The organism is Salmonella sp. 741265073_HBA (genome assembly GCF_046569105.1).
Classification (GTDB): domain Bacteria; phylum Pseudomonadota; class Gammaproteobacteria; order Enterobacterales; family Enterobacteriaceae; genus Salmonella; species Salmonella enterica.
In genome coordinates this window covers 55,606-77,595 of the sequence record NZ_JBKFRY010000004.1, presented here as the reverse complement: position 1 = coordinate 77,595, position 21,990 = coordinate 55,606, and the positions used below count along the sequence as shown (strand labels likewise).

Here is a 21,990-nt window from a genome sequence, read left to right as displayed (position 1 = left end):
TATTAACATAAGGAGTACATAATGCGCGTAGCGAAAATCGGGGTGATCGCCCTTTTCCTGCTGATGGCTATTGGCGGTATCGGCGGCGTGATGCTGGCAGGTTACAGTTTTATTTTACGTGCCGGGTAAGCGCGCGCGTCAGCCTTTCAAACAGGCGATCGATAATGATCGCCGCCAGCGCCACCAGCAGCGCCCCCTGGATAACATAGGCCGTATTAAAGCCGCTAAGCCCGATAATGATCGGCGTGCCTAACGTACTGGCCCCCACCGTTGAAGCGATGGTCGCCGTACCAATATTGATAATCACCGAGGTTCGGATGCCCGCCAGAATCACCGGCGCGGCCAGCGGCAGTTCAACCTGATACAACTGTTGGCGACGGCTCATTCCCATACCGCTGGCAACGCTCATCACGCTGGCAGGCACCGCGCCCAGCCCGGCCAGGGTCGCCTGCAGGATGGGCAACACCCCATACAGGATCAAGGCGATAATGGCCGGTTGCTGACCAAAACCCATGACGGGTACCGCGATCGCCAGTACCGCGACCGGCGGAAAGGTCTGCCCGACGGCGGCGATAGTCTCCACCAGGGGACGAAACTCTTTCCCACTTTCTCGCGTGACCGCAATCCCTGCGCCGACGCCCACCACGACGGCAAACAAACTTGAGATGCCCACCAACCAGAAATGGGCGAGCGCGAGGGCGGCAAAACTCTCCTGTTGGTAGACCGGGCGCGGTAAATCGGGAAACAGCGCGGCGAAGAACGGCTGGCTATAAGGCAATCCAAACAGCAGAAGCAAGAACAAAACAATAAGCCAGAGAAGCGGATCACACAGTCGTTTCACGGGGGGACGTCTCCGAAAGCAGATCGCGGAAATGGAGCGTACCGCAGGGCTCGCCCTGCTGATTCGCCACCGGCAGGACGTCGCACCGGCGGGCGACAAACATCGATAGCGCATCACGTAACGTCATCTCTTCCACCAGCGCGTCGCCGCTGATCTTTTCATGCCGGCGTACATAATCGCCTACGCTACGTAACGAAAGCAGCCTTACGCCCAGCTCGCTGCGGCCAAAAAACGCCTGCACGAAATCATTTTCCGGCGAGGTCAGCATAGAAAGCGGCGATCCCTGTTGGATAACGTGGCCCCCGTCCATCAGCACCAGATGGTCGGCGAGGCGTAGCGCCTCGTCGATGTCGTGCGTCACCAGTACGATGGTGCGCCCCAGTAGCTGATGAATGCGGGTCATCTCCTGCTGCAATGCGCCGCGCGTTACCGGATCAAGCGCGCCGAAAGGCTCGTCCATCAGCAATACCTGCGGATCGGCAGCCAGCGCCCGCGCAACGCCGACCCGCTGCTGTTGCCCGCCGGAAAGCTGATGCGGATAGCGATCGCGCAGCGCGCTTTCCAGACCCAATAATGCCATCAGTTCGTCAATACGATCGTTAATCCGCGCACGCGACCACTTTTGTAGTTGCGGTACGGTGGCGATATTTTGCGCCACCGTCCAGTGGGGAAAAAGACCGATAGACTGAATGGCATAGCCCATGCGACGGCGCAGTTCAAGCACCGGCAGGCTGCGGATCTCTTCCCCGGCAAAACGGATCGTTCCGCTATCATGCTCTACCAGCCGGTTAATCATCTTCAGAGTGGTCGATTTTCCCGAACCGGAGGTGCCAATTAACACCGAAAAGCTGCCTTCGCTAAAGTGCAAATTGAGGTCGCTAACAGCCTGTTGATCGCCGAAGGTTTTACTGACATGGTTAAATTCAATCATCGGTTGCTCCCTTCAATAACGCGATCCATAAATCAAACAGCGCGTCGATCACTACCGCCAGCGCAATCACCGGAATGACGCCCAACAGAACTAAATCAATGGCGCTGCTCAATAGCCCCTGAAACACCAGCGCGCCGAAACCTCCCGCGCCGATCAGCGCGGCGACGACGGCCATTCCCACTGTCTGGACCATTACTACCCGCAGGCTACGTAAAAAAACTGGCAGCGCCAGCGGCAGTTGCACATGCCTGAAGCGCTGGCCGCTACTCATTCCCATTGCTCTTGCGCTCTCCAGCACATCGCGCGGCACCTGATTGAGCCCGGCGACCACACCGCGCACCAGCGGCAATAACGCATAGAGCACCAGCGCTATCAACGCAGGCGTCATGCCGGTTCCCGCGACGCCGAATTCGGCAAGCCACGGAAACTGTTTCACCAGTCCGGCCAACGGCGCAATCAGCAGGCCAAACAGCGCGACGGAAGGGATAGTCTGGATCACATTCAGCACGGTAAACACCGGCCCCTGGCGTGAGGCGGAAAAATAACACCAGACGCCCAATGGTAGTCCGATCGCCAGCGCCGGCAGCACCGTGCCTGCCAGTAACATCAAATGTTGCACCAGCGCGGCATCGAAAACATCCTGGCGGTTGGTATACTCTTTCAGAAGCGAGAGGTTGTCGAACGTGCCTGAAAACAGCAGCGCCAGCGGGACAATGACAATTTGCGCGTGCAGCAACCAGCGCCACAGCGGCCCAGTGGTAATACGGCGGATCGCATCGCTACAGGCCAGCAGCATCAGACCGAGGCCCAGCCACAATCCACTTCCCAGACTGGTACGCGCCAGCGGACTGCCCTCCTGCGCCAACTGGGTCGCCGCCCTGCCGACTCCCCACAGCATGACAATAAAGAGCGTCTGCGCCATCATCAGCGTCAGTACGCTACCGCGTTTACCGGGTACAAAGCACAACGTAAACAGCGCGCATCCCGCGCCAGTCAGCATCCAGATGGTCGCCGGCCAGATCTCCCATAACTGGCGCCCCTCGCCGCTCACCAGACGATTCGGGGCGTAATTAATGAAAGGCAGCGCGACAGCAAGCAGGGTCAGAACAACCAACAGCAACAGCACACGATTAGCCGTGATTTTTTTGGCAGCATCACTCACAGATTACTTCACCCACCCTTTTTGTCGGAGGTAATCTGCGGCGACTTTTTTCGCATCCAGCCCTTCTACGGCGATTCTGGCGTTCAACTGTTGCAGCGTTTTCTCATCAAGGCTGGCGAAAACGGGCTGCAGCCAGTCGGCTATCTGTGGATAGGCTTGTAACACCGATTCACGCACTACCGGCGCGGGGGCATAGATAGGCTGGACGCCTTTCGGGTCGCTCAGGGTTTGCAGACCCAGCGCGGCGACCGGGCCGTCGGTGCCATACGCCATCGCGGCGTTAACGCCGGATGTTTGTTGCGCGGCGGCTTTGATCGTGACCGCCGTATCGCCGCCCGCCAGCGACAAGAGCTGGTTCTGATTCAAGGTAAAATCATAGGCTTTTTCAAATGCCGGCAGCGCATCCGCCCGTTCGATAAATTCCGCAGACGCCGCCAGTTTAAAAGTGCCGCCCTCTTTCAGATAACGGCTGAGATCGGCAAGCGAGGAGAGTTTATTTTTTTCCGCGATGTCCTGGCGTACCGCGATGGTCCAGGTGTTGTTGGCCGGCGCAGGCGTCAACCAGACCAGCTTATTCTGCTCCGCATCCAGTTTTTTGACTTTCTCAAAGCCTTGCTTTGCATTTTTCCATGCCGGATCGTTTTCATCTTTAAAAAAGAACGCCCCGTTACCGGTGTATTCCGGATAGATATCCAGCTCTCCGGCGGTAATCGCGCCACGAACGACTGGCGTCGTCCCGAGCTGAATTTTATTGACCGTTTTAACGCCGTGGCTTTCCAGTACCTGCAAAATCATGTTGCCGAGCAGCGCGCCTTCGGTATCAATCTTTGACCCGACCGTCACGGGCGATGCCGCCTGTAGAGGTAAACTCACCGTCGCCAGCAACGCCAGCGAACTTACCCATAGCTTTGAGATCGTCATGATGCTTTCCTCATCCTTTTACGGCCTTTTTCAGAGACTTGAGAAAAAAGCATAGTTGAAAAGTCTGCGTTTAACCTGGGATTTTCCGCCAGTGTAAGTGACGTGGCAGGCAATAAAAGGGGGGACAGGAAAAGTCATTGCCAGACAGGGCGCAGCTATCGCGCCCTGTTGACGGCAGGCTTACAGTAGCTCGAACGATCCTTGTTTAACGCGAGCGGAATCCACGCCGATAAAGACGTTGAACTTGCCGGGTTCCGCGTCATATTTCATCTGCTGATTCCAGAACTTCAACGCCTCGATATCAATCGGGAAACTCACGGTTTTACGTTCGCCGGGCTTGAGGGTGATTTTTTCAAAGCCTTTTAATTGCTTCACCGGGCGGCTCATTGACGCCGTGACATCCTGTAAGTACATCTGGATGACCGTTGCCCCTTCGCGTTTACCGGTGTTCGTGACCTCTACGCTGGCCGTGACTTTGCCGTCGCGTTGCATTGTCGGTGAGGAGAGCGTGACGTCAGACACCGTAAATGTGGTGTAGCTCAGACCGTAACCAAACGGATAGAGCGGGCCATTCGCTTCGTCAAAATAACGTGAGGTGTATTTGTTTGGCTTTTCAGGATTATACGGGCGTCCCGTATTGAGATGGCTGTAATAGACCGGAATTTGTCCCACCGAACGCGGGAAGGATATCGGCAATTTGCCTGACGGGTTGTAATCGCCAAACAGCACATCGGCAATGGCGTTGCCGCCTTCCGTCCCGGCAAACCAGGTCTCCAGAATCGCATCGGCCTGTTGATCTTCTTTTACCAGCGCCAGCGGTCTGCCGTTCATTAATACCAGTACCAGCGGCTTACCGGTGGCTTTCAGAGCGGTGATTAAGTCGCGCTGACTCTGCGGAATGGTGATATTGGTACGGCTGGAGGCTTCATGCGCCATCCCCTGCGACTCGCCTACCACTGCGACCACTACATCGGCCTGTTTCGCCGCCTGCACCGCCTCATCAATCATCGCCTGCGGTGAGCGCGGATCGATTTTCACTGCCTCTTCATACAGGTTTAAGAAATCGACGATATCTTTATCGTTAGTGATATTCGCCCCTTTGGCATAGAGGATCTTCGCCCCGTCGCCGACGGCATTTTGAATACCCGCCAGCACCGTCACCGACTGATTCGCAACCCCAGCAGCAGACCAGCTTCCCATTACATCACGTTGACTGTCGGCCAGCGGCCCAACAACGGCAATGGTGCCCGATTTTTTCAGCGGCAGCGTTTCCAGCCGGTTTTTCAGCAGTACCACACTTTCCCGCGCCACTTCCCGCGCCTCTTTACGATGCAGGCGGCTTTCGGCATTGGTGTCCGCCGGGTCGCTCTCTTTCGGCCCCAGATGGCTATAGGGGTCGTTAAACAATCCCATGTCATATTTTACGTTGAGCACATGGCGCGTCGCGTCGTCCAGTTCCGCCATCGTCACTTTGCCCGACTTAATCAGACCCGGCAGATATTTGCTGTAATACTCATCCGCCATGCTCATATCCACCCCTGCCTTTAGCGCCACGCGCACCGCATCTTCCGGGTCGGCCGCGGTGCCGTGTTTAATCAGTTCTTTAATAGCGCCGTGGTCGGAAACGGTAATTCCCTTAAAGCCCCACTCATCGCGCAGGACATCTTTCAATAACCAGGAATCTGACGTCGCAGGCGTGCCGTTCAGCGAGTTCAGCGCCACCATCACCGCGCCGCTCCCCGCATCCAGCCCTGCTTTGTACGGCGGCATATAGTCATTAAACAGACGCTGGGAACTCATATCCACGGTGTTGTATTCTTTACCGCCTTCAACGGCGCCATAGGCGGCAAAATGTTTCACGCTGGTCATCACCGAATAGCGATCCGCCGGACTTTTGCCCTGCATCGCTTTCACCATGGTTTCGCCCATGATGGAGGTTAAATATGTATCTTCGCCAAAGCCTTCGGAGGCGCGTCCCCAACGCGGATCGCGGGAGACATCCACCATCGGCGCCCAGGTCATATTCAGACCGTCGTCCGCCGCTTCATACGCCGATACGCGTCCTACGGTTCTTACCGCATCCAGATTAAAAGAAGAAGCCAGACCGAGGCTTATTGGGAAGACGGTTCGCTGGCCGTGTACCACGTCATAGGCAAAAAAGAGAGGAATTTTCAGGCGGCTCAATGCCATCACCTGATCCTGCATTTGACGGATATCCTGGCGGGTGACGGTATTGAAAATCGCCCCTACCTGCCCGTCTTTGATCATCTCGCGAATCGCTTCTTTTGGGTTATCAGGGCCGACGCTGATCAGACGTAACTGACCAATTTTTTCATCGACAGTCATTTTCTTGAGTAAATCGGTGACGAACGCGTCGCGCGCTTCGGGCGTCAGCGGGTGATTGCCAAACAGGTTTTCCGCCAATGCTGGCTGCATCGCCAGACTCACAGCAACACCTACTGAACATAACCATTTCATGTTGAGTCTCTCTTTATCTTTATCCCGACGAGGCGGTAAAAACAGAATAAAAACCGCAGTTTGCCATAAGCCTAAACGCGAGAGGAGAAGAAAGCGAAGGTTATTCTCCTAATTTTCCGCACAGTCGAATACGCAGCCGCCAGCAAATGGTATCAAGGCGGCAAATGAATACTACCAACACAGATACAATTTGAATGAGAAAGCGTATTGTCATACAAAGCGCTATGCTTAACGCTGATATTTTGTCCCACCACAAGGAGTGGAGAATGTCTTCCATAACAATGACTGATAATAAAACGTTCCTGAATGAGCTGGCCCGCCTAGTAGGCCATTCTCACCTGCTGACAGACCCCGCCAAAACCGTCCGCTATCGCAAGGGTTTCCGTTCCGGTCAGGGCGACGCGCTGGCCGTTGTTTTCCCGGGTTCGTTACTGGAACTGTGGCGTGTGCTCAACGCCTGCGTTAACGCTGACAAAATTATTCTGATGCAGGCCGCCAACACCGGTCTGACGGAAGGCTCCACGCCGAACGGCAACGACTACGATCGCGATATTGTGATTATCAGCACCCAGCGGCTGGATAAGCTGCACTTACTGGATAACGGCCAACAGGTTCTGGCCTGGCCCGGTACGACGCTCTATGCGCTGGAAAAAGCGCTTAAACCGCTGGGCCGTGAACCGCACTCGGTGATTGGTTCGTCGTGTATCGGCGCGTCGGTCATCGGCGGCATCTGTAATAACTCCGGCGGCTCGCTGGTGCAGCGCGGCCCGGCCTATACCGAGATGTCGCTCTTTGCCCGTATTGACGAGCAAGGCAAACTGCAACTGGTCAATCATCTGGGTATCGATCTTGGGCATACGCCGGAGCAGATCCTGAGCAAGCTGGATGACGAACGGATTAAAGATGAGGATGTGCGTCACGATGGTCGTCATGCGCACGATCACGACTATGTGACGCGGGTACGAGATATCAACGCCGATACGCCCGCCCGCTATAACGCCGACCCGGACCGTTTGTTTGAATCTTCCGGCTGCGCCGGAAAACTGGCGGTTTTTGCCGTTCGCCTTGATACCTTTGCAGCGGAAAAAAATCAGCAGGTTTTTTATATCGGCACCAATCAGCCCGCGGTACTGACTGAAATCCGTCGGCATATTCTGGCGAACTTCGACAATCTGCCAGTGGCGGGAGAATATATGCATCGCGATATCTACGATATTGCGGAGCAGTACGGTAAAGATACCTTTCTGATGATCGATAAACTCGGCACCGACAAGATGCCATTCTTTTTCACGCTAAAAGGCCGAACCGATGCGATGCTGGAAAAAGTAAAATTTTTCCGTCCGCATTTCACCGACCGCGCGATGCAGAAATTCGGCCATCTGTTTCCCGGCCATCTGCCGCCGCGAATGAAAAACTGGCGCGATAAATATGAGCATCATCTGCTGTTAAAAATGGCGGGAGACGGCGTCGCAGAAGCGCAACGCTGGCTGAATGAATTTTTTAAATCCGCTGAGGGCGGTTTCTTCACCTGTACGCCGGAAGAAGGCAGCAAAGCCTTCCTGCACCGCTTCGCCGCTGCTGGCGCGGCGATTCGTTATCAGGCCGTACACGCTGATGAAGTGGAAGATATTCTGGCGCTGGATATCGCTCTGCGCCGCAACGATACCGACTGGTTCGAGCATCTGCCGCCGGAAATCGACAGCCAACTGGTACATAAACTCTATTACGGTCACTTTATGTGCCACGTTTTTCATCAGGACTATATCGTGAAGAAAGGCGTCGACGTCCATGCGCTGAAAGCGCAAATGCTGGAGCTGTTGCAGGCGCGCGGGGCACAATACCCGGCGGAGCACAACGTGGGACATCTGTATAAAGCGCCGGAAACGCTGACGCGTTTTTATCGGCAAAATGACCCGACCAACAGTATGAACCCCGGTATCGGCAAAACGAGTAAGCGGAAATTCTGGCAGGAAAATACGCCCGACGAAACGCATTAACACGGTGCGGTTTACCGTGAATGCCCGGCGGCGCGATGCCTGCCGGGCCTGCGGCGACTTAATCGTTCTGTGCGGTTTGCGCTCCGGCGCTGGCGCTGGCTGCCGCCATTTGCGCGGCTTTTTGCTTTTTATAGCTCAGCGCGGCAGCCGGAACGGGCATGACTTTACCGGTTTCAATCCATGTACGCAGGCGACTGGCGTCCGCAAAGTGGGTATATTTGCCGAACGCGTCCATGACCACCAGCGCGACCGGTTTGTTATTGATCACGGTACGCATCACCAGGCAATGCCCCGCCGCATTGGTAAAACCGGTTTTCGTTAACTGGATATTCCAGTTATCACGGTAGACCAAATGGTTGGTATTGCGAAACGGCAGCGTATACGCCGGATGCGAGAATGTCGCCATGTCTTCGCGCGTGGTGCTTAGCTGGCCAATCAGCGGGTATTGCTTCGTGGCAATCAGCAGTTTTGTTAAATCCCGCGCGGTCGAGACGTTATGAATCGACAGCCCCGTCGGCTCAACGAAGCGGGTATGCGTCATGCCCAACGCTTTCGCCTTCGCATTCATCGCTTTAATAAACGCGTTATAACCGCCGGGATAATAGTGCGCCAGGCTTGCCGCCGCACGGTTTTCGGATGACATCAACGCCAGCAGCAACATATTTTTGCGGCTAATTTCGCTGTTCAGGCGCACGCGGGAGTAAACCCCTTTCATTTCCGGCGTCTGGCTGATATCGACCTTCAGTATTTCATCCAGCGGCAATCGCGCGTCGAGCACGACCATCGCCGTCATTAATTTGGTTATCGAGGCAATCGGACGCACCAGATCCGGGTGGTTCGAATAGATCACTTTATTGGTGTTGAGATCAACAATCATTGCGCTACCGGAGGCAATCTCAGGTTGAGACGCCGCGGTTGTCGCTGCCGTTTTCGCCACGGCCTGCGGGGCAAAAGGTACGGCCAACATCAGAGCAAGGCTCAGGAATGAAGCTCGGAATTTCAGCATGATGAGATTTCTGATAATGATTCACGCGCGTCGTAACGCACACCGCCTGAGCTAAGATTATACTCAAGCTAGCAGTGGCATCATAGCGGCACGCCAGCGTTGCCGCTACAGAAGAATCGTCAGCAAATGCTGCATTGCTGGCTTTTGCGCCAGCCCTTTTTCGCATCAGAACAGGCGGTAGCCGTATCCCCACAGGATCACGGTGATCGCCAGTAGCACCTCCAGGACCAGCACGCCGATAGCGAGCGTCGAACTGGAGAAGCTTAATCCTTCCTCTCTATTAATGTTAAGGAAAGTCGGAATACCCAAATACAGCAAATAGCCGGTGTAAAAGAGCGCGACAGCGCCGACCAAAGCGCATAGCCATACCAGGGGATAGAGCGCCACCAGACCACTTAAAAACAGCGGCGTCGCGACATAGCCGGCAAAAACCATACAGCGCGCAAGCGATGGCCGTTGCGGATAGTTTCGCGCCATCCACCAGATGACGCGTCCCATCACCGCGACGCCCGCCAGCATCACGCCGTAGAACAAGACCGCCAGCGCAAAAGCGGTAAACAGCGAGAGTTGTAACACGTTGCCGTCGCCAAAATTCCAGCCGATTTGCGTCGTGCCGATAAAGGCGCAGACGACGGGAATCGCCGCCATCAGCAAAACATGGTGCGTATAGTGATGCGAAACGGTTTCGTTTTCGCTTTTGATCACCTGCATTTCCCGATCGGGATGGGAAAAAAGCCCCCATACATGGTTCATACTGCCCCCTTCTGCTGCCTCAGATGCCAGTATGTTCAAGTATAATTCAGTTTCTGGTTATTTTATGAACAACAGCGAAATAGTCTCCGGCAAAACGTCGGCTTTGCCACGCACGCCTCTTGCCAGGGTGTATGCTTAATGCCGGAGGTGGTTTACGCATGGATATCAACACGCTTATTACGCATTATGGCTATGCGGCGCTGGTTATCGGCAGTATGGCCGAAGGTGAAACCGTTACCCTGTTGGGGGGCGTCGCGGCGCATCAGGGATTGCTCAAGTTTCCGCTGGTGGCGGCGGCCGTCGCGCTGGGAGGGATGATGGGCGATCAGCTACTTTACTTGTTAGGACGATGCTATGGCGGGAAGATCCTGCGTCGTTTCCCGCGTTATCATACGAAGATTCGTCGCGCGCAGAAAATGATCCAACGCCATCCGTATCTGTTTGTGATCGGCACGCGTTTTATGTATGGCTTCCGGGTGGTTGGCCCGTTGCTGATTGGCGCCAGCCGCCTGCCGCCTAAAATTTTTCTGCCGCTGAATATTGTAGGCGCGCTGATCTGGGCGCTGCTGTTTACCACGCTGGGATATCTTGGCGGCGAGATGATCGCGCCATGGCTGCACGACCTCGATCAGCATCTCAGGCATGGGGTCTGGCTGATTCTGGCCATCGTCCTGGTGGTGGGCGTGCGCTGGTGGCTGAAAAGACGCGGCAAAGCGGAGGCCCGTTAAACCCGATGGTATCCGGATGGCATAACGCCGCCATCCGGCACCCGGCGTTTATTTTGCGTTGAATTGCGGATTCGCCAGCATAAACCCGCCGTCGACAATCAGCGACTGACCGGTGGTATAGCTTGCGCCTTCCGAACACAGCCAGGCGACGAGGCTGGCTATTTCATGCGTAGAACCCGGTCGGGCGATAGGGATCGAGGGTTCCGATCCCGGCTCAATGTCGCTGTCATCCATATCATTCATCGGCGTGGCGATAGCGCCTGGCGCGACGGCGTTGACCAAAATATGATGCTCAATCAGTTCCAGCGCCATGGATTTAGTCAATCCGCCCAGCGCATGTTTCGCCGCGGTATAGGCGCTGGCTTGCGGAAGCGGCGTATGCTCATGGACGGAGGTGATGTTGATAATGCGCCCTCCCTCTCCTTGTTTAATCATATGCCGGGCGGCGATCTGCGCGCAGAGAAACGCGCCATCGACGTCCACGGTAAAAATTTGCCGCCACTGCGTAAACGGCATATCAATAAACGCGGATTTGGTCATCGCCCCGGCATTATTGACCAGCACGTCAACGCGCCCCAGGCGCTGAATAAGATGTTCAATGGCCTGCGCGCCCTCGGGTAACTGGCTCAGGTCAAGATGAATGGTCTCTGCCCGCACACCAAACTGCGCCGCTTTTTTCGCCGTCTCCTGCGCGCCGCGTTCATCAGAATGCCAGGTGATACCAATATCAAAACCGTTTTGTGCTAATAACAACGCACACGCTTTGCCAATTCCCGAATCTGATGCCGTTACAATTGCGACTTTGGTCATATTCCTCTCCGGATGAATCATACACAGCCTAAGTATAGGAACCCTGTCTGAATTATCCGGAAAAATCAGGAATGATAACCGCCGCCCAGCGCGCTGGTAAGCTGAATAGAGGCATCCAGCCACTGGCCCTGCAACAGCAAGCCGTTACACTGCTCGCGCAGTGCCGGGATTTTGGCCTCGCTCACGCGGGAACCCGCAATAATGCCGGCATTAAAGCGCGCTTGCGCCAGACCGACCACACGCTGCGCGTCATGCTCAATCTGCTGCTGATGCTGATTTTTCTGCGCCAGCGTCTCTACCTGACTGGCGGCGCGCGCCACATCATTAACCGCATCTACCACCGCTTTGTTGTAGTTGGCGATAGAAAGGTTGCTTTGCGCTTTGGCGATATCGAGGTTGGCATTCAGCCTGCCGCTGTCGAAAATCGGCAGCGTCAGCCCGCCGGTAATGCCATATTGCTGTGCGGAATGGCGGAACAGATCGCTCAGATGTAACGCATCCTGCTGTAAAAAAGCCATCAGATTGATATCGGGATAAAACGCGGCCTTCGCGGCGTCAATGCTGCTCAACGAGGATTCAATGTACCAGTGCGCGGCCTGTAGATCCGCCCGGCGCGCCAGCAACGAATACCCCAGTTGCGACGGTAACTGGCTTTCAACGGCGGGGAGACTCACCTGACGCAGCTTGAGCGCCGCCGATTGCGTATTGGTTAACGCGCTGAGCCGCGCTTCAATAACCTTCATTTTACCGTTAACGTCATTCAGCTGCTGCTGGGTTTTGCTGGCGTCGATATCGGTCTCGACCCCTTCAACAGAAGAAGTAATGCCGTGTTGATACAGCTCCCGGTTTACCGTCACCACGTTTTGCTGCTCATGCTCGATTTGCATCAGCACATTTTTCAGCGCCGCCTGCGTCTGCCACTCCCAGTAGAGTCGCGCCACGCCGCTTGCCAGCAATTGTCGGGTCTGCTCCTGCTCCGCTTCGCGCGCTTTGACCGCCCCGATCCGCGCGGTAACTTCAGCGCGGTTTTTCCCCCATAAATCCAGATCCCAGCCCGCCGTCAGGCCGAATGTACCGTTGGTATACCACGGCCCGGTCGTTCCCGCCGCGGGGTCGGTAATTGCGAATGGCCCCATCAGCCCTTCTGCGGACATTCGCTGGCGCTCAATGTCGGCAGAAAAGTCGAGCTGCGGGCCGTCCTGCGCCTCAACCGCTTTCGCCTGCGCTTCCGCCAGTTGAATACGCTGTTCAGCCACCTGCATATCCGGCGAATGCTGTATGGCATTATCGATCAGCGCGTCAAGCTGCGCATCGTGATACGCCTTCCACCACTGGCTATCCGGCCAACCGTTTTTCAATGCCGCCGGCAGGCTGGAATCAACATGAGAAGAGGGCGTCTGCTGGGTCAGCGACTGGCGGGTATCGTGCATGGGGGCGCAGCCCGCCAGCAAAATAAAAAGCGGTAAGCTCGCTGTCGCGGCAAGGAAAGAATTACGATTCATGGAGGTGTTCTGATAAAAAAAGGTGCGCAGAGAGTACGTCTTACGGCGATCTATTTTTTAGTTACGCGTGGCAATACATCATCAGACAACAAAAGACATATTTTGAAATTTATATTATTAGCAAATAATTTCATCTGATACATTTTTTGATGTAATACTTCAATGTAAAGTCCCACTAACCCGTTCATAAATGAACGATTTTGCTGCAATACGCGCCAGCAGCCTTCATGAGTTAAACGTCGCCGCGCCCAACAAAGCAGCAGATGGCTTAATACTTTCCTATACTTTGTTTGTATTTACCAATAAAGGGACAAACAATGAAAATTCTTCTATGGGCAATCTTAATTATTTTTCTGATTGGGCTGTTGGTGGTAACGGGCGTGTTTAAGATGATTTTCTGATTCCTGCGCCGGGCAGCGATAGTAGCTGCCCGGCACACGTTCTGGACGCTGTAGAGATTAGATTTTAATAGCCTGAATCGCCCGCGCAATCTCGGATGAACGGTTTAACGCCCGAATCGACTGAAAGAGTTCCGTCGCCTCAATATATTCCTTACGTAAATATCCCAACCACTGTTTAATACGCGCGACATGGTATAAACCGGTATCGCCCAGCTTTTCCAGCCGGGTATATTTTTGTAATAACGTCACCACTTCCGGCCACGGCATACGCGGTTCGTTATACTTCACCACCCGGCTCAGGTTAGGAATATTTAACGCCCCACGGCCAATCATCACCGCATCGCAGCCGCTGGTCGCCATACATGCCTGCGCGCTCTGCCAGTCCCAGATTTCGCCATTAGCGATAACCGGAATAGTCAGACGCTGGCGTATTTCGCCGATCGCCTGCCAGTCGATATGCTCGGCGCGGTAGCCCTGCGCTTTGGTACGACCATGCACCACCAGTTCACTGGCGCCGGCCTGCTGCACCGCATCGGCGATTTCAAATTTTCTATCGCCGCTATCCCAGCCGAGACGCACTTTTACCGTCACCGGAAGATGCGACGGTACCGCGGCCCGCATCGCTTTCGCGCCCTGATAGATGAGTTCGGGATCTTTGAGCAATGTCGCGCCGCCGCCGCTGCCGTTCACCACTTTTGACGGACAGCCGCAGTTCAGGTCCACGCCATACGATCCCAACACCGTCGCCCGCGCGGCGTTTTCCGCCAGCCACTGCGGATGCTGGCCCAGAAGCTGAATACGCACCGGCGTGCCGGACGGCGTGCGGCTGGCGTGAAGCAACTCCGGGCAGATGCGATGAAACACTTTTACCGGCAGCAGCTGATCCACCACGCGCACAAATTCGGTGATGCAGAGATCGTAATCATTCACTTCGGTCAGCAGCTCGCGCACTAACGCGTCGAGCACGCCTTCCATCGGCGCCAGTAAAACACGCATATCGGTATCCACAGCAAAAAAAGAGGCGCTATCATAACGCCTCTCTGCGATGAGCAAAACTTTTTGCCGGGTGGCGGCGCAAACGCCACGCTACGTCACGTAAGGCGCTCAACGCGGCTCAAGACAGTTATCTTCTTTCCAGCCGTACAGCCATTCGATACCGCGATAAAACGCCTCCTGCGACTTCCCTTTCCACAGCAGATTACGTACCTGACGCTCTACCCCGGCGGCGTGATAGAGACGCCCCATCTCGCGGGTAGACCAGACGATACGCGCCGTGCGGGGAATGCGCACCGACTCATACAGCGCAAATGCCTGCTGCGCGTCGCCGTCGCAGCGTTCCAGCGCTTTGCCTAGCGTGACGGCGTCTTCCAGCGCCATACAGGCGCCCTGGGCCATATATTGCGCCACCGGATGCGCGGCGTCGCCCACCAGAGTGATACGCTCGGTTCCCCATTTCGCGACCGGCTCGCGATCGGCGGTCGACCAGCGGCGCCAGGAGGTCGGCTTATCCAGCATCTGGCGCGGGCGGGGATGAATGCCGGCAAAATAAGAGAGCACCTCTTCTTTACTGCCGTCTTTCACGCCCCACTCTTCTTGCTGGCGGCTGTGGAATGTCACCACCAGATTGTACTGTTGGCCTCCGCGCAGCGGATAATGAACCAGGTGACAATGCGGGCCTGCCCACAGCACCGGTGCGTTAATACGTAAATCGTCCGGCATATCGTCGCAATCAATCACCGCCCGATAAACTACATGCCCCGTTACGCGCGGCGCGTCGCCGAGTAAACTTTGCCGCACGACCGATTTAACGCCGTCGCAGCCCACGAGAATATCCGCCGTCCAGCTATTTCCCTGCTCATCAAACACCGTAACGTCATCCGGCGTCTGGCGGATATCGACAATATGGGTCGAGGTACGATACTCCACGCCAGGGTGCGTCAGCACCGCTTCCCATACCGTTGCATGAATATCTACCCGGTGAATTACCGCATACGGCCCGCCAAAATGGTCGCGGAACGCCTGTCCGGTTTCAATGCATACCACTTCTTCGGCATTCACGGCATCCATCATGGTAATGTGATCGGTAAACACCGCACGCTGGCGGGCAACATCGCCCACACCGAGACTATCCAGCGCCGAAAAAGCGTTCGGCCCAAGCTGAATACCCGCGCCAATCTCGCCAATTTCGTGCGCTTTTTCCAACAGCATGACTTTTATTCCCTGGCGCGCCAGCGACAGCGCGGTCGCCGCGCCGCCGATTCCGCCACCTACAATAATTGCGCTTGTCACGTGAGTCATGGTCATTCTCCTTTTCAGGCCGGGATTTTATCTTGTTGATTTTCCGGCGCGGCGGCAATAAACGCCGGTAGCTGTACGCAGGCGTCATAAACGGCTTTACAGCGCGGATAGCCTGATAAATCGCAGCCCATCCTGAGCGCATTCGCCCACTGAGGAATCAGGCAGCAGTCCGCAAGTCCAGGCGCGTCGCCCACGCAGAATCGTCCGGACTGACTTTTACGCAATAGCTGCTCTACCGCGCTTAACCCTTGCTGTATCCAGTGGGCGTACCAGCGTTTTTTATCCTCTTCGCTAACCTTCAGCTCATCGGTCAGGTAGCGCAACACGCGCATGTTATTGATTGGGTGTATATCGCAGGCGATAGCGTAGACAATTTCCAGCGCCTGGCTGCGCGCCGGGTCGCTCGTCGGCAGCAGCGGCGTTTGCGGAAAATGTCGGTCCAGCCAGTCGACGATGGCCAGCGATTGCCCCAACGATTCGCCGTCATCAGTGACCAGCGTCGGCACCAGGCCTACCGGATTCATCCGTCGGTAGGCCAGCGCATTCTGCTGGCCGATACGAATATTGACGCCCACCGTCTGGTAATCAATCCCCTTTAACGCCAGCGCAATACGTACACGATAAGACGCCGAACTATTAAAGAAACTGTACAGCTTCATCGTTCACCTCAGACAATTTTCACAGCAATCGGCGTCAGACCTTCTACGTTCCCGGTGATGACATCCCCTTTCACCACTGCGCCCACCCCCTCTGGCGTACCGGTGAAAATCAAATCGCCTGGCTGCAATTCAAAGAAGCCGGACAAATAGCTGATGGTTTCATTCACCGACCAAATCAGATGACGAATATCGCTGCGCTGATGGTCTTCGCCGTTAACCTGTAGCCAAATAGGGGCGTTATCCACATTATGCGTTTCAGCGGCTTTGTGTAATGGCGCAATGGGCGCGGAGAGATCGAACGCTTTGCCAATTTCCCACGGGCGTCCCATCTGACGCATTTCCATCTGACGATCGCGACGCGTCATGTCCAGACCGGTGGCGTATCCCCAGACATATTCATGGGCTTTTTCGAGCGGAATATCGCTCCCCTTTTTACCAATCGCCACCACCAGCTCAATTTCATAATGGTAGTTATCGGTCTGCGCCGGATACGGCAGTTCCAGGGTATCCCCCGCCGCTACCGGGACGACAGCGTCCGCTGGTTTACAAAAGAAGAACGGCGGTTCGCGATCGGGATCAAAGCCCATTTCACGGGCATGGGCGGCATAGTTGCGACCCACGCAGTAAACGCGACGTACCGGAAACTGCTCATCACTGCCCGCCACGGGTACTGTCACCGGGGCCTGCGGCTGGAATACATATTTGGTCATGTTCTCTCTCCCTAATTAATAACGTGCTTCGCGGAACAGCCCCAGGGCTTCCTGAACCGGCTTGTCCGAAAAGCTGAATAACACCGTGTCTTCGCTGCTGCGAAACGACACCTCATGCCAGGTCGGCGCCACAAAAATGTCTTTTGCGGAAAAATGAAAAGTTTCGTTGCCGATAGTGACCTGCCCAGCCCCTTCAACGACGTGGTAGATAGTGCTGTCGGTGCTCCGCGCCACACGCGAGGCAAAGCCTTTTGGCAGCAATTGCAGGAACGCGCCCATTGACGGCATCGGATAACCGCCGGTAACGGGATTAACGTAACGCAGCTTGTAACCTTCCCACTCATCCGGATCGCCCATACGGGTCAGATCGTGCAGCGCCTCGCGGCTGCGGTCGTAACGGTAGTTGAAAATCGGCGACGAGTTCCCGCGCTGGTGGCGCAGCGGCAGCATATTCGCTGCATAGCGCGGCAGATAATCGCCCTCTTTTCGCGTCACCGGCTGCTGATCTTCGGGATAGTCTTCCGCAAACCCACAGCCCAAGAGGTTGACTAACGGCAGATCCAGACCATCCAGCCATACCACCGGCTCTGACCCCGGATTACCATGATCGTGCCAGCGCCACTGCGGCGTCAGGATAAAATCGCCGGTATGCATTGGCGTGCGCTCGCCGTCCACCGCGGTAAATGCGCCTTTACCTTCGACGATAAAACGCAGCGCCGACTGGTTATGGCGATGACTCGGCGCGACTTCGCCGGGCAGGATCAGCTGTAAACCAGCGTATAAGGTCGCCGTGATCGACGACTGACCGCGCAATGCCGGATTTTCCAGCACCAGCACCCGGCGGATCGCCTCTTTCGCGCCAATGACATTGCCGCTTTCCATCAGTAGCGGACGAATTTCCTGATAATTCCAGTAGGCCGGCGCGCAGTTGGCGTTTGGCGTCTGCGGTACCAGGTGATGTAACGATTCCCACAGCGGCGTCAGATTCTGCCCGGAAATATGCTGGTAATACTGTTGACGGCTATCTTTTACGTTCTGATTTATTTCAGACATGGAGATTCTCCTTATTCGTTTACGACGCTGGCACGTGGCAGGTCGTCAGGTACAGAAATCGAAAGGCGGACAACCACCGTCAGCAGGGTAAGCATTACCGCGCTGATAGCCGCCGGAATAGCAATGACAAAAAACAATGTATCGAAAGAGAAATTGAGGGCCATCATCATGCCGCCGGAGAGCGAACCGACAATCGCCCCGCAGCGTCCAATGGCGTTCGACCAGCTCACGCCCGTCGCCCGGCTTTGGGTGGGGTACAGCGTCGCCGTCAGAGCATTAAGCCCTACCTGGGAACCGCTAATACCGATGCCGGTACCAAAAATCGCCAGCGCCATCAGCCAAAGGCCGTTTTCGCTCAGGCCTATCATGACAATGCAAACCGCGCCCAGCGCATAGCTCACCGCCAGAACCCGGAACGGGTTAAGCCGGTCCATCAACACGCCGAGTAACAGCGCGCCAAGCGTGCCGCCAACCTGGAATGCGGCAGTCACCCACGACGCCTGTTGCAGATCAATACCGCGATGGTTAAGTAACGTCGGCATCCAGCTGGAAAGCAGATAGATAATGAGCAGGCTCATAAAGAACACCACCCATAACATCAGGGTAATGACAAGCTGTCGCCCGGCAAAAAGCTGGCGAATACTGCCTTTGGCGACGGCTGCCGTCTCATGCAGAAAGAAGTGCGTATCGTGATAGCGCTCGCCGGTAATGGCGCTGACCGTCCGGGCGACAACGGCTTGCGGTAGTTGGCGACGTACCTGCCAGCGGGGAGATTCCGGCAGCGCGAACAGCAGGCCGAAAAACAGCATCAAAGGCAAGATGCCGCCTAGCGCCAGAATTCCGTGCCAGCCAATCAGCGGCACCAGTTGCGCGCTCACAATCCCACCCATCGCCGACCCCAGGGTAAAACCGCAGAACATCAGCGTGACCAGCGCTCCGCGTCGACGAGCGGGAAGGTATTCCGACGTCATGGTGATGGTATTCGGCATCGCTCCGCCCAGTCCCAGACCGGTTAAGAAGCGCAGCAACACCAGGGTTTCTATATCCGGCGAGAAAGCGGAAAGCAGGCTCAATGCGCCGAATAGCGCCACGCAAAGCTCAATGACCCGCTTGCGGCCAAAGCGATCCGCCAGCGGCCCGCATAGCAGCGCGCCGGCCGTAAGCCCCAGCAGCCCTGCGCCAAACAGCGGCGCAAGTTCGCTGGCGCTTAGCTGCCAGTGGGTACGAATATCCGGGGCGATGAAGCCAATCGCGGCGGTGTCGAAACCGTCGAGCATAACCACCAGAAAACAGCAGATGATAACGCGCCACTGCATTTTGCCGACGGGCGCGGCATCAATAAGGGCTTGTAGATCACGTCGTTGAGTCATAGCTAATGCCTCAGTGCAGGGAGATAGATGTTGTTTTTATGTTTGCTATGTTACGAGTTTGTAGAGTGAGCGATAAAATGTACAATGGCTTTTCAGGCAGAGACATAACCTGGAGGTTATAGCGAATGGCGAACTGGGCGCAGAAATTGAAATTACATCACCTACAAACGCTGGTTGCGCTGGGCGAACAGGGCAACCTGACGCACGTCGCCCGGATGATGAATATCTCCCAGCCGGCGCTATCGAAGTGGTTATCTCAACTCGAAGATGAGATAGGCATCACGCTTTTTGAGCGCCACAGTAAAGGGCTACGGCCCTCGGAAGGCGGTAAATTACTGCTCCAGCACGCCCAGCGCCTAATTAACGATCTGGAGCGTTCACAGTATGAAATCGCCCGTTTCAAGCAGGGCGGCCTGGTTGGCAGCCTGAAGATCGGCTGTTCGCCCGTGGCGACTGACTGCGTATCACAGGCGATTCTGAGCCTGCTTAACGAAATGCCGACGCTGCATCTGAATATTGAAGAGAAGGTAATGACGCCGCTGCTGCACGATTTGCTTGCCGGTCAGGTGGATGTGGTGGTAGGGCGTGTCGGCGGCCGCGCCCTGCAACTGCCGCTTAATTATCAGGTACTTTATACCGAGCCGGTCTGCTTTGTGGCGCGTCCGCACCATCCGCTGGCCGCGCGAGCGCAGATCGCCTGGAGCGATCTGGCGCACTGGCGGTGGATAGTCTGGCCAACCGGCACCCCTATTCGCATCAGTATTGATAACGCCCTCGTCGATAATGGCGTCATGCTCCCGGAAAACACCATTGAATCGGCGTCAATGAACGTCAGCACCAATTTGCTGCAAAGCAGCGATATGATCTCTATTCTTTCTTTACGGCTGGCGCAACGCTATGCCAGCCAGGGGCAACTGGCGATTTTAAACTTGCCAAAAATTGAGCAAAAAGGCAGCGTAGGGATGTTCTGGCGTAAGAATGAGACGCCGTCTTTGGCCCTGAGTCGCTTTTTGTATTTTTTAGCCCAGGTTTAACGCCGCCGACCAGGGGCATTGCCCGATGTTCCTGCTGTCTATACCCACTATGCTAAGAATTCATGATGTGATCGGTAGCACGTTTTAACGTTTAATTGTATGATGAATCCATCTCATCAAGGGCTTTAAACATGAGTAAGTCACTGAATATTATCTGGCAATATATACGCGCTTTTGTATTGATTTATGCCTGTTTGTACGCAGGCATTTTTCTTGCATCACTGCTTCCTATCACTATTCCCGGCAGCATTATCGGGATGTTAATTCTGTTTGTGTTGCTGGCGCTGCAAATTCTGCCGGCAAAGTGGGTTAACCCCGGCTGTTATGTGCTGATTCGTTATATGGCGTTGCTGTTTGTGCCGATTGGCGTTGGGGTCATGCAATATTTTGATTTACTGCGCGCGCAATTCGGCCCGGTGGTGGTCTCTTGCGCTATCAGTACGCTGGTCGTTTTTGTGGTCGTAAGCTGGAGTTCACATCTGATACACGGTGAGCGTAAAGTGGTTGGGCAGAAGGGAACGAAAAAATGATGACATATATCTGGTGGTCGTTACCGCTGACGCTGGCGGTATTTTTCGCCGCCCGCAGACTGGCGGCGCATTTTAAAATGCCGTTGCTGAATCCGCTGCTGGTGGCAATGGTAGTCATTATTCCTTTTCTGTTGCTGACCGGTATTCCCTACGAGCACTACTTCAAAGGCAGCGAAGTACTTAACGATCTGCTGCAACCAGCGGTAGTGGCGCTGGCCTATCCCCTTTATGAACAATTGCACCAGATTCGCGCGCGTTGGAAATCCATTATTAGCATCTGTTTTGTCGGCAGTCTGGTAGCGATGATTACCGGGACATCCGTTGCCTTGCTGATGGGCGCAACGCCTGAAATCGCGGCATCGGTACTGCCTAAATCCGTGACTACGCCTATCGCGATGGCGGTGGGCGGCAGCATCGGCGGCATCCCCGCGATCAGCGCGGTATGCGTAATTTTTGTCGGTATTCTGGGCGCGGTGTTTGGCCACACGCTGTTAAACGCGATGCACATCCGTACTAAGGCCGCACGCGGGCTGGCAATGGGGACCGCCTCACATGCGCTCGGTACTGCGCGCTGCGCCGAGCTGGATTACCAGGAAGGCGCGTTTAGCTCCCTGGCGCTGGTGATCTGCGGCATTATTACCTCGTTGGTAGCGCCCTTTTTGTTTCCGCTCATTCTGGCGGTAATGCGCTAACGACGGGACAAAAGACCGGGTTAAAATTTGCGATACGTCGCGCATTTTTCATTTAAGTTTCACAAGTTGCATAAGCAATGAGATTTAGATCACATATTAAGACATAGCAGGCCC

General features: G+C 55.4%; 22 protein-coding genes. 7 read left to right on the top strand and 15 right to left on the bottom strand.

The window, feature by feature from the left end; all coding sequences use genetic code 11:
- The first annotated feature begins 21 nt into the window (after positions 1 to 21).
- Positions 22 to 129, top strand: coding sequence for a protein YohO (locus tag ACLD3P_RS07720; protein ID WP_001261696.1), 108 nt, complete (start codon positions 22 to 24; stop codon positions 127 to 129).
- On the opposite strand, the gene ACLD3P_RS07715 is transcribed toward ACLD3P_RS07720, so the two are convergent.
- The 5 genes from ACLD3P_RS07715 to bglX all read right to left on the bottom strand — a co-directional run bounded on the left by ACLD3P_RS07715 (position 110) and on the right by bglX (position 6,333).
- Positions 110 to 841 carry an ABC transporter permease gene (locus tag ACLD3P_RS07715; RefSeq protein ID WP_079981819.1) on the bottom strand — a complete coding sequence of 244 codons (732 nt, stop codon included), beginning with the start codon at positions 839 to 841 and terminating at the stop codon, positions 110 to 112. The two genes, ACLD3P_RS07720 and ACLD3P_RS07715, sit on opposite strands and share 20 nt — an antisense overlap.
- The gene (locus ACLD3P_RS07710) at positions 825 to 1,772 is read right to left on the bottom strand and encodes an ABC transporter ATP-binding protein (RefSeq protein ID WP_076933014.1); all 948 of its coding nucleotides are present in this window, start codon (positions 1,770 to 1,772) and stop codon (positions 825 to 827) included. The genes ACLD3P_RS07715 and ACLD3P_RS07710 overlap by 17 nt, the downstream gene beginning before the upstream one ends.
- Positions 1,765 to 2,934, bottom strand: a complete 1,170-nt coding sequence (locus ACLD3P_RS07705; RefSeq protein ID WP_131046442.1) for an ABC transporter permease — start codon at positions 2,932 to 2,934, stop codon at positions 1,765 to 1,767. The genes ACLD3P_RS07710 and ACLD3P_RS07705 overlap by 8 nt, the downstream gene beginning before the upstream one ends.
- A 3-nt stretch (positions 2,935 to 2,937) precedes the next feature.
- Positions 2,938 to 3,855 carry an ABC transporter substrate-binding protein gene (locus ACLD3P_RS07700; RefSeq protein ID WP_000155876.1) on the bottom strand — a complete coding sequence of 306 codons (918 nt, stop codon included), beginning with the start codon at positions 3,853 to 3,855 and terminating at the stop codon, positions 2,938 to 2,940.
- Between the two features lie 180 nt (positions 3,856 to 4,035).
- Positions 4,036 to 6,333: a beta-glucosidase BglX gene (gene bglX, locus ACLD3P_RS07695; RefSeq protein WP_000871543.1), complete on the bottom strand. Its 2,298-nt coding sequence runs from the start codon at positions 6,331 to 6,333 to the stop codon at positions 4,036 to 4,038.
- 266 nt (positions 6,334 to 6,599) lie between these two features.
- On the opposite strand from bglX, the gene dld reads away from it, so the two are divergent.
- The gene (dld, locus tag ACLD3P_RS07690) at positions 6,600 to 8,330 is read left to right on the top strand and encodes a D-lactate dehydrogenase (protein WP_411006695.1); all 1,731 of its coding nucleotides are present in this window, start codon (positions 6,600 to 6,602) and stop codon (positions 8,328 to 8,330) included.
- A 58-nt stretch (positions 8,331 to 8,388) separates the two neighbouring features.
- Here dld and pbpG read toward each other — a convergent pair whose 3' ends face one another.
- Positions 8,389 to 9,336, bottom strand: coding sequence for a D-alanyl-D-alanine endopeptidase (gene pbpG, locus ACLD3P_RS07685; RefSeq protein WP_000911555.1), 948 nt, complete (start codon positions 9,334 to 9,336; stop codon positions 8,389 to 8,391).
- Between the two features lie 165 nt (positions 9,337 to 9,501).
- Positions 9,502 to 10,089, bottom strand: a complete 588-nt coding sequence (locus tag ACLD3P_RS07680) for a Yip1 family protein (RefSeq protein ID WP_001017057.1) — start codon at positions 10,087 to 10,089, stop codon at positions 9,502 to 9,504.
- A 158-nt stretch (positions 10,090 to 10,247) separates the two neighbouring features.
- Here ACLD3P_RS07680 and ACLD3P_RS07675 point away from each other — a divergent pair, with 158 nt between their 5' ends.
- Positions 10,248 to 10,817, top strand: coding sequence for a DedA family protein (locus ACLD3P_RS07675; RefSeq protein ID WP_172957606.1), 570 nt, complete (start codon positions 10,248 to 10,250; stop codon positions 10,815 to 10,817).
- Between the two features lie 48 nt (positions 10,818 to 10,865).
- On the opposite strand, the gene ACLD3P_RS07670 is transcribed toward ACLD3P_RS07675, so the two are convergent.
- On the bottom strand, positions 10,866 to 11,627 hold the full coding sequence (locus tag ACLD3P_RS07670) for an SDR family oxidoreductase (protein ID WP_000169608.1): 762 nt from the start codon (positions 11,625 to 11,627) through the stop codon (positions 10,866 to 10,868).
- 65 nt (positions 11,628 to 11,692) lie between these two features.
- Positions 11,693 to 13,129 (bottom strand): multidrug resistance outer membrane protein MdtQ, encoded by a 1,437-nt coding sequence (gene mdtQ / locus ACLD3P_RS07665; RefSeq protein ID WP_001081457.1) that lies wholly within the window; start codon positions 13,127 to 13,129, stop codon positions 11,693 to 11,695.
- Positions 13,130 to 13,446: 317 nt separating this feature from the next.
- Between mdtQ and yohP the strand changes: the two genes are divergently transcribed.
- Complete coding sequence (yohP, locus tag ACLD3P_RS07660) at positions 13,447 to 13,530, top strand: small membrane protein YohP (RefSeq protein WP_000698460.1); 84 nt, start codon at positions 13,447 to 13,449, stop codon at positions 13,528 to 13,530.
- 57 nt (positions 13,531 to 13,587) lie between these two features.
- Here yohP and dusC read toward each other — a convergent pair whose 3' ends face one another.
- The 6 genes from dusC to ACLD3P_RS07630 all read right to left on the bottom strand — a co-directional run bounded on the left by dusC (position 13,588) and on the right by ACLD3P_RS07630 (position 19,620).
- Entirely contained in the window at positions 13,588 to 14,526 is a 939-nt protein-coding gene (gene dusC, locus ACLD3P_RS07655; RefSeq protein ID WP_131046445.1) for a tRNA dihydrouridine(16) synthase DusC, read from the bottom strand.
- Positions 14,527 to 14,634: 108 nt separating this feature from the next.
- Entirely contained in the window at positions 14,635 to 15,828 is a 1,194-nt protein-coding gene (locus ACLD3P_RS07650) for a 3-hydroxybenzoate 6-monooxygenase (protein WP_000150103.1), read from the bottom strand.
- Between the two features lie 14 nt (positions 15,829 to 15,842).
- Positions 15,843 to 16,487, bottom strand: coding sequence for a maleylacetoacetate isomerase (gene maiA, locus ACLD3P_RS07645; protein ID WP_000781183.1), 645 nt, complete (start codon positions 16,485 to 16,487; stop codon positions 15,843 to 15,845).
- Positions 16,488 to 16,495: 8 nt separating this feature from the next.
- Positions 16,496 to 17,197 (bottom strand): fumarylacetoacetate hydrolase family protein, encoded by a 702-nt coding sequence (locus ACLD3P_RS07640; protein ID WP_000170621.1) that lies wholly within the window; start codon positions 17,195 to 17,197, stop codon positions 16,496 to 16,498.
- Positions 17,198 to 17,212: 15 nt separating this feature from the next.
- Positions 17,213 to 18,250, bottom strand: a complete 1,038-nt coding sequence (gtdA, locus tag ACLD3P_RS07635) for a gentisate 1,2-dioxygenase (RefSeq protein WP_001289857.1) — start codon at positions 18,248 to 18,250, stop codon at positions 17,213 to 17,215.
- Positions 18,251 to 18,261: 11 nt separating this feature from the next.
- Positions 18,262 to 19,620 carry an MFS transporter gene (locus ACLD3P_RS07630; RefSeq protein WP_000194217.1) on the bottom strand — a complete coding sequence of 453 codons (1,359 nt, stop codon included), beginning with the start codon at positions 19,618 to 19,620 and terminating at the stop codon, positions 18,262 to 18,264.
- A 125-nt stretch (positions 19,621 to 19,745) separates the two neighbouring features.
- Here ACLD3P_RS07630 and ACLD3P_RS07625 point away from each other — a divergent pair, with 125 nt between their 5' ends.
- The 3 genes from ACLD3P_RS07625 to ACLD3P_RS07615 all read left to right on the top strand — a co-directional run bounded on the left by ACLD3P_RS07625 (position 19,746) and on the right by ACLD3P_RS07615 (position 21,876).
- On the top strand, positions 19,746 to 20,654 hold the full coding sequence (locus ACLD3P_RS07625; RefSeq protein WP_000024658.1) for a LysR substrate-binding domain-containing protein: 909 nt from the start codon (positions 19,746 to 19,748) through the stop codon (positions 20,652 to 20,654).
- 131 nt (positions 20,655 to 20,785) lie between these two features.
- Positions 20,786 to 21,184: a CidA/LrgA family protein gene (locus ACLD3P_RS07620; RefSeq protein ID WP_000045719.1), complete on the top strand. Its 399-nt coding sequence runs from the start codon at positions 20,786 to 20,788 to the stop codon at positions 21,182 to 21,184.
- Positions 21,181 to 21,876 carry a CidB/LrgB family autolysis modulator gene (locus ACLD3P_RS07615; protein ID WP_000989296.1) on the top strand — a complete coding sequence of 232 codons (696 nt, stop codon included), beginning with the start codon at positions 21,181 to 21,183 and terminating at the stop codon, positions 21,874 to 21,876. Before ACLD3P_RS07620 ends, ACLD3P_RS07615 begins: the two co-directional genes overlap by 4 nt.
- Positions 21,877 to 21,990: the final 114 nt, after the last annotated feature.

What these genes read in the sequence shown, in the direction of transcription:
- ACLD3P_RS07680 (WP_001017057.1), bottom strand. Translation starts at nt 10,089, where the DNA reads ATGAACCATGTATGGGGGCTTTTTTCCCATCCCGATCGGGAAATGCAG.
- ACLD3P_RS07710 (WP_076933014.1), bottom strand. Translation starts at nt 1,772, where the DNA reads ATGATTGAATTTAACCATGTCAGTAAAACCTTCGGCGATCAACAGGCT.
- ACLD3P_RS07615 (WP_000989296.1), top strand. Translation starts at nt 21,181, where the DNA reads ATGATGACATATATCTGGTGGTCGTTACCGCTGACGCTGGCGGTATTT.
- ACLD3P_RS07630 (WP_000194217.1), bottom strand. Translation starts at nt 19,620, where the DNA reads ATGACTCAACGACGTGATCTACAAGCCCTTATTGATGCCGCGCCCGTC.
- ACLD3P_RS07720 (WP_001261696.1), top strand. Translation starts at nt 22, where the DNA reads ATGCGCGTAGCGAAAATCGGGGTGATCGCCCTTTTCCTGCTGATGGCT.
- bglX (WP_000871543.1), bottom strand. Translation starts at nt 6,333, where the DNA reads ATGAAATGGTTATGTTCAGTAGGTGTTGCTGTGAGTCTGGCGATGCAG.
- dld (WP_411006695.1), top strand. Translation starts at nt 6,600, where the DNA reads ATGTCTTCCATAACAATGACTGATAATAAAACGTTCCTGAATGAGCTG.
- maiA (WP_000781183.1), bottom strand. Translation starts at nt 16,487, where the DNA reads ATGAAGCTGTACAGTTTCTTTAATAGTTCGGCGTCTTATCGTGTACGT.
- dusC (WP_131046445.1), bottom strand. Translation starts at nt 14,526, where the DNA reads ATGCGTGTTTTACTGGCGCCGATGGAAGGCGTGCTCGACGCGTTAGTG.
- ACLD3P_RS07640 (WP_000170621.1), bottom strand. Translation starts at nt 17,197, where the DNA reads ATGACCAAATATGTATTCCAGCCGCAGGCCCCGGTGACAGTACCCGTG.
- ACLD3P_RS07670 (WP_000169608.1), bottom strand. Translation starts at nt 11,627, where the DNA reads ATGACCAAAGTCGCAATTGTAACGGCATCAGATTCGGGAATTGGCAAA.
- ACLD3P_RS07675 (WP_172957606.1), top strand. Translation starts at nt 10,248, where the DNA reads ATGGATATCAACACGCTTATTACGCATTATGGCTATGCGGCGCTGGTT.
- ACLD3P_RS07650 (WP_000150103.1), bottom strand. Translation starts at nt 15,828, where the DNA reads ATGACTCACGTGACAAGCGCAATTATTGTAGGTGGCGGAATCGGCGGC.
- yohP (WP_000698460.1), top strand. Translation starts at nt 13,447, where the DNA reads ATGAAAATTCTTCTATGGGCAATCTTAATTATTTTTCTGATTGGGCTG.
- ACLD3P_RS07700 (WP_000155876.1), bottom strand. Translation starts at nt 3,855, where the DNA reads ATGACGATCTCAAAGCTATGGGTAAGTTCGCTGGCGTTGCTGGCGACG.
- mdtQ (WP_001081457.1), bottom strand. Translation starts at nt 13,129, where the DNA reads ATGAATCGTAATTCTTTCCTTGCCGCGACAGCGAGCTTACCGCTTTTT.
- ACLD3P_RS07620 (WP_000045719.1), top strand. Translation starts at nt 20,786, where the DNA reads ATGAGTAAGTCACTGAATATTATCTGGCAATATATACGCGCTTTTGTA.
- gtdA (WP_001289857.1), bottom strand. Translation starts at nt 18,250, where the DNA reads ATGTCTGAAATAAATCAGAACGTAAAAGATAGCCGTCAACAGTATTAC.
- pbpG (WP_000911555.1), bottom strand. Translation starts at nt 9,336, where the DNA reads ATGCTGAAATTCCGAGCTTCATTCCTGAGCCTTGCTCTGATGTTGGCC.
- ACLD3P_RS07625 (WP_000024658.1), top strand. Translation starts at nt 19,746, where the DNA reads ATGGCGAACTGGGCGCAGAAATTGAAATTACATCACCTACAAACGCTG.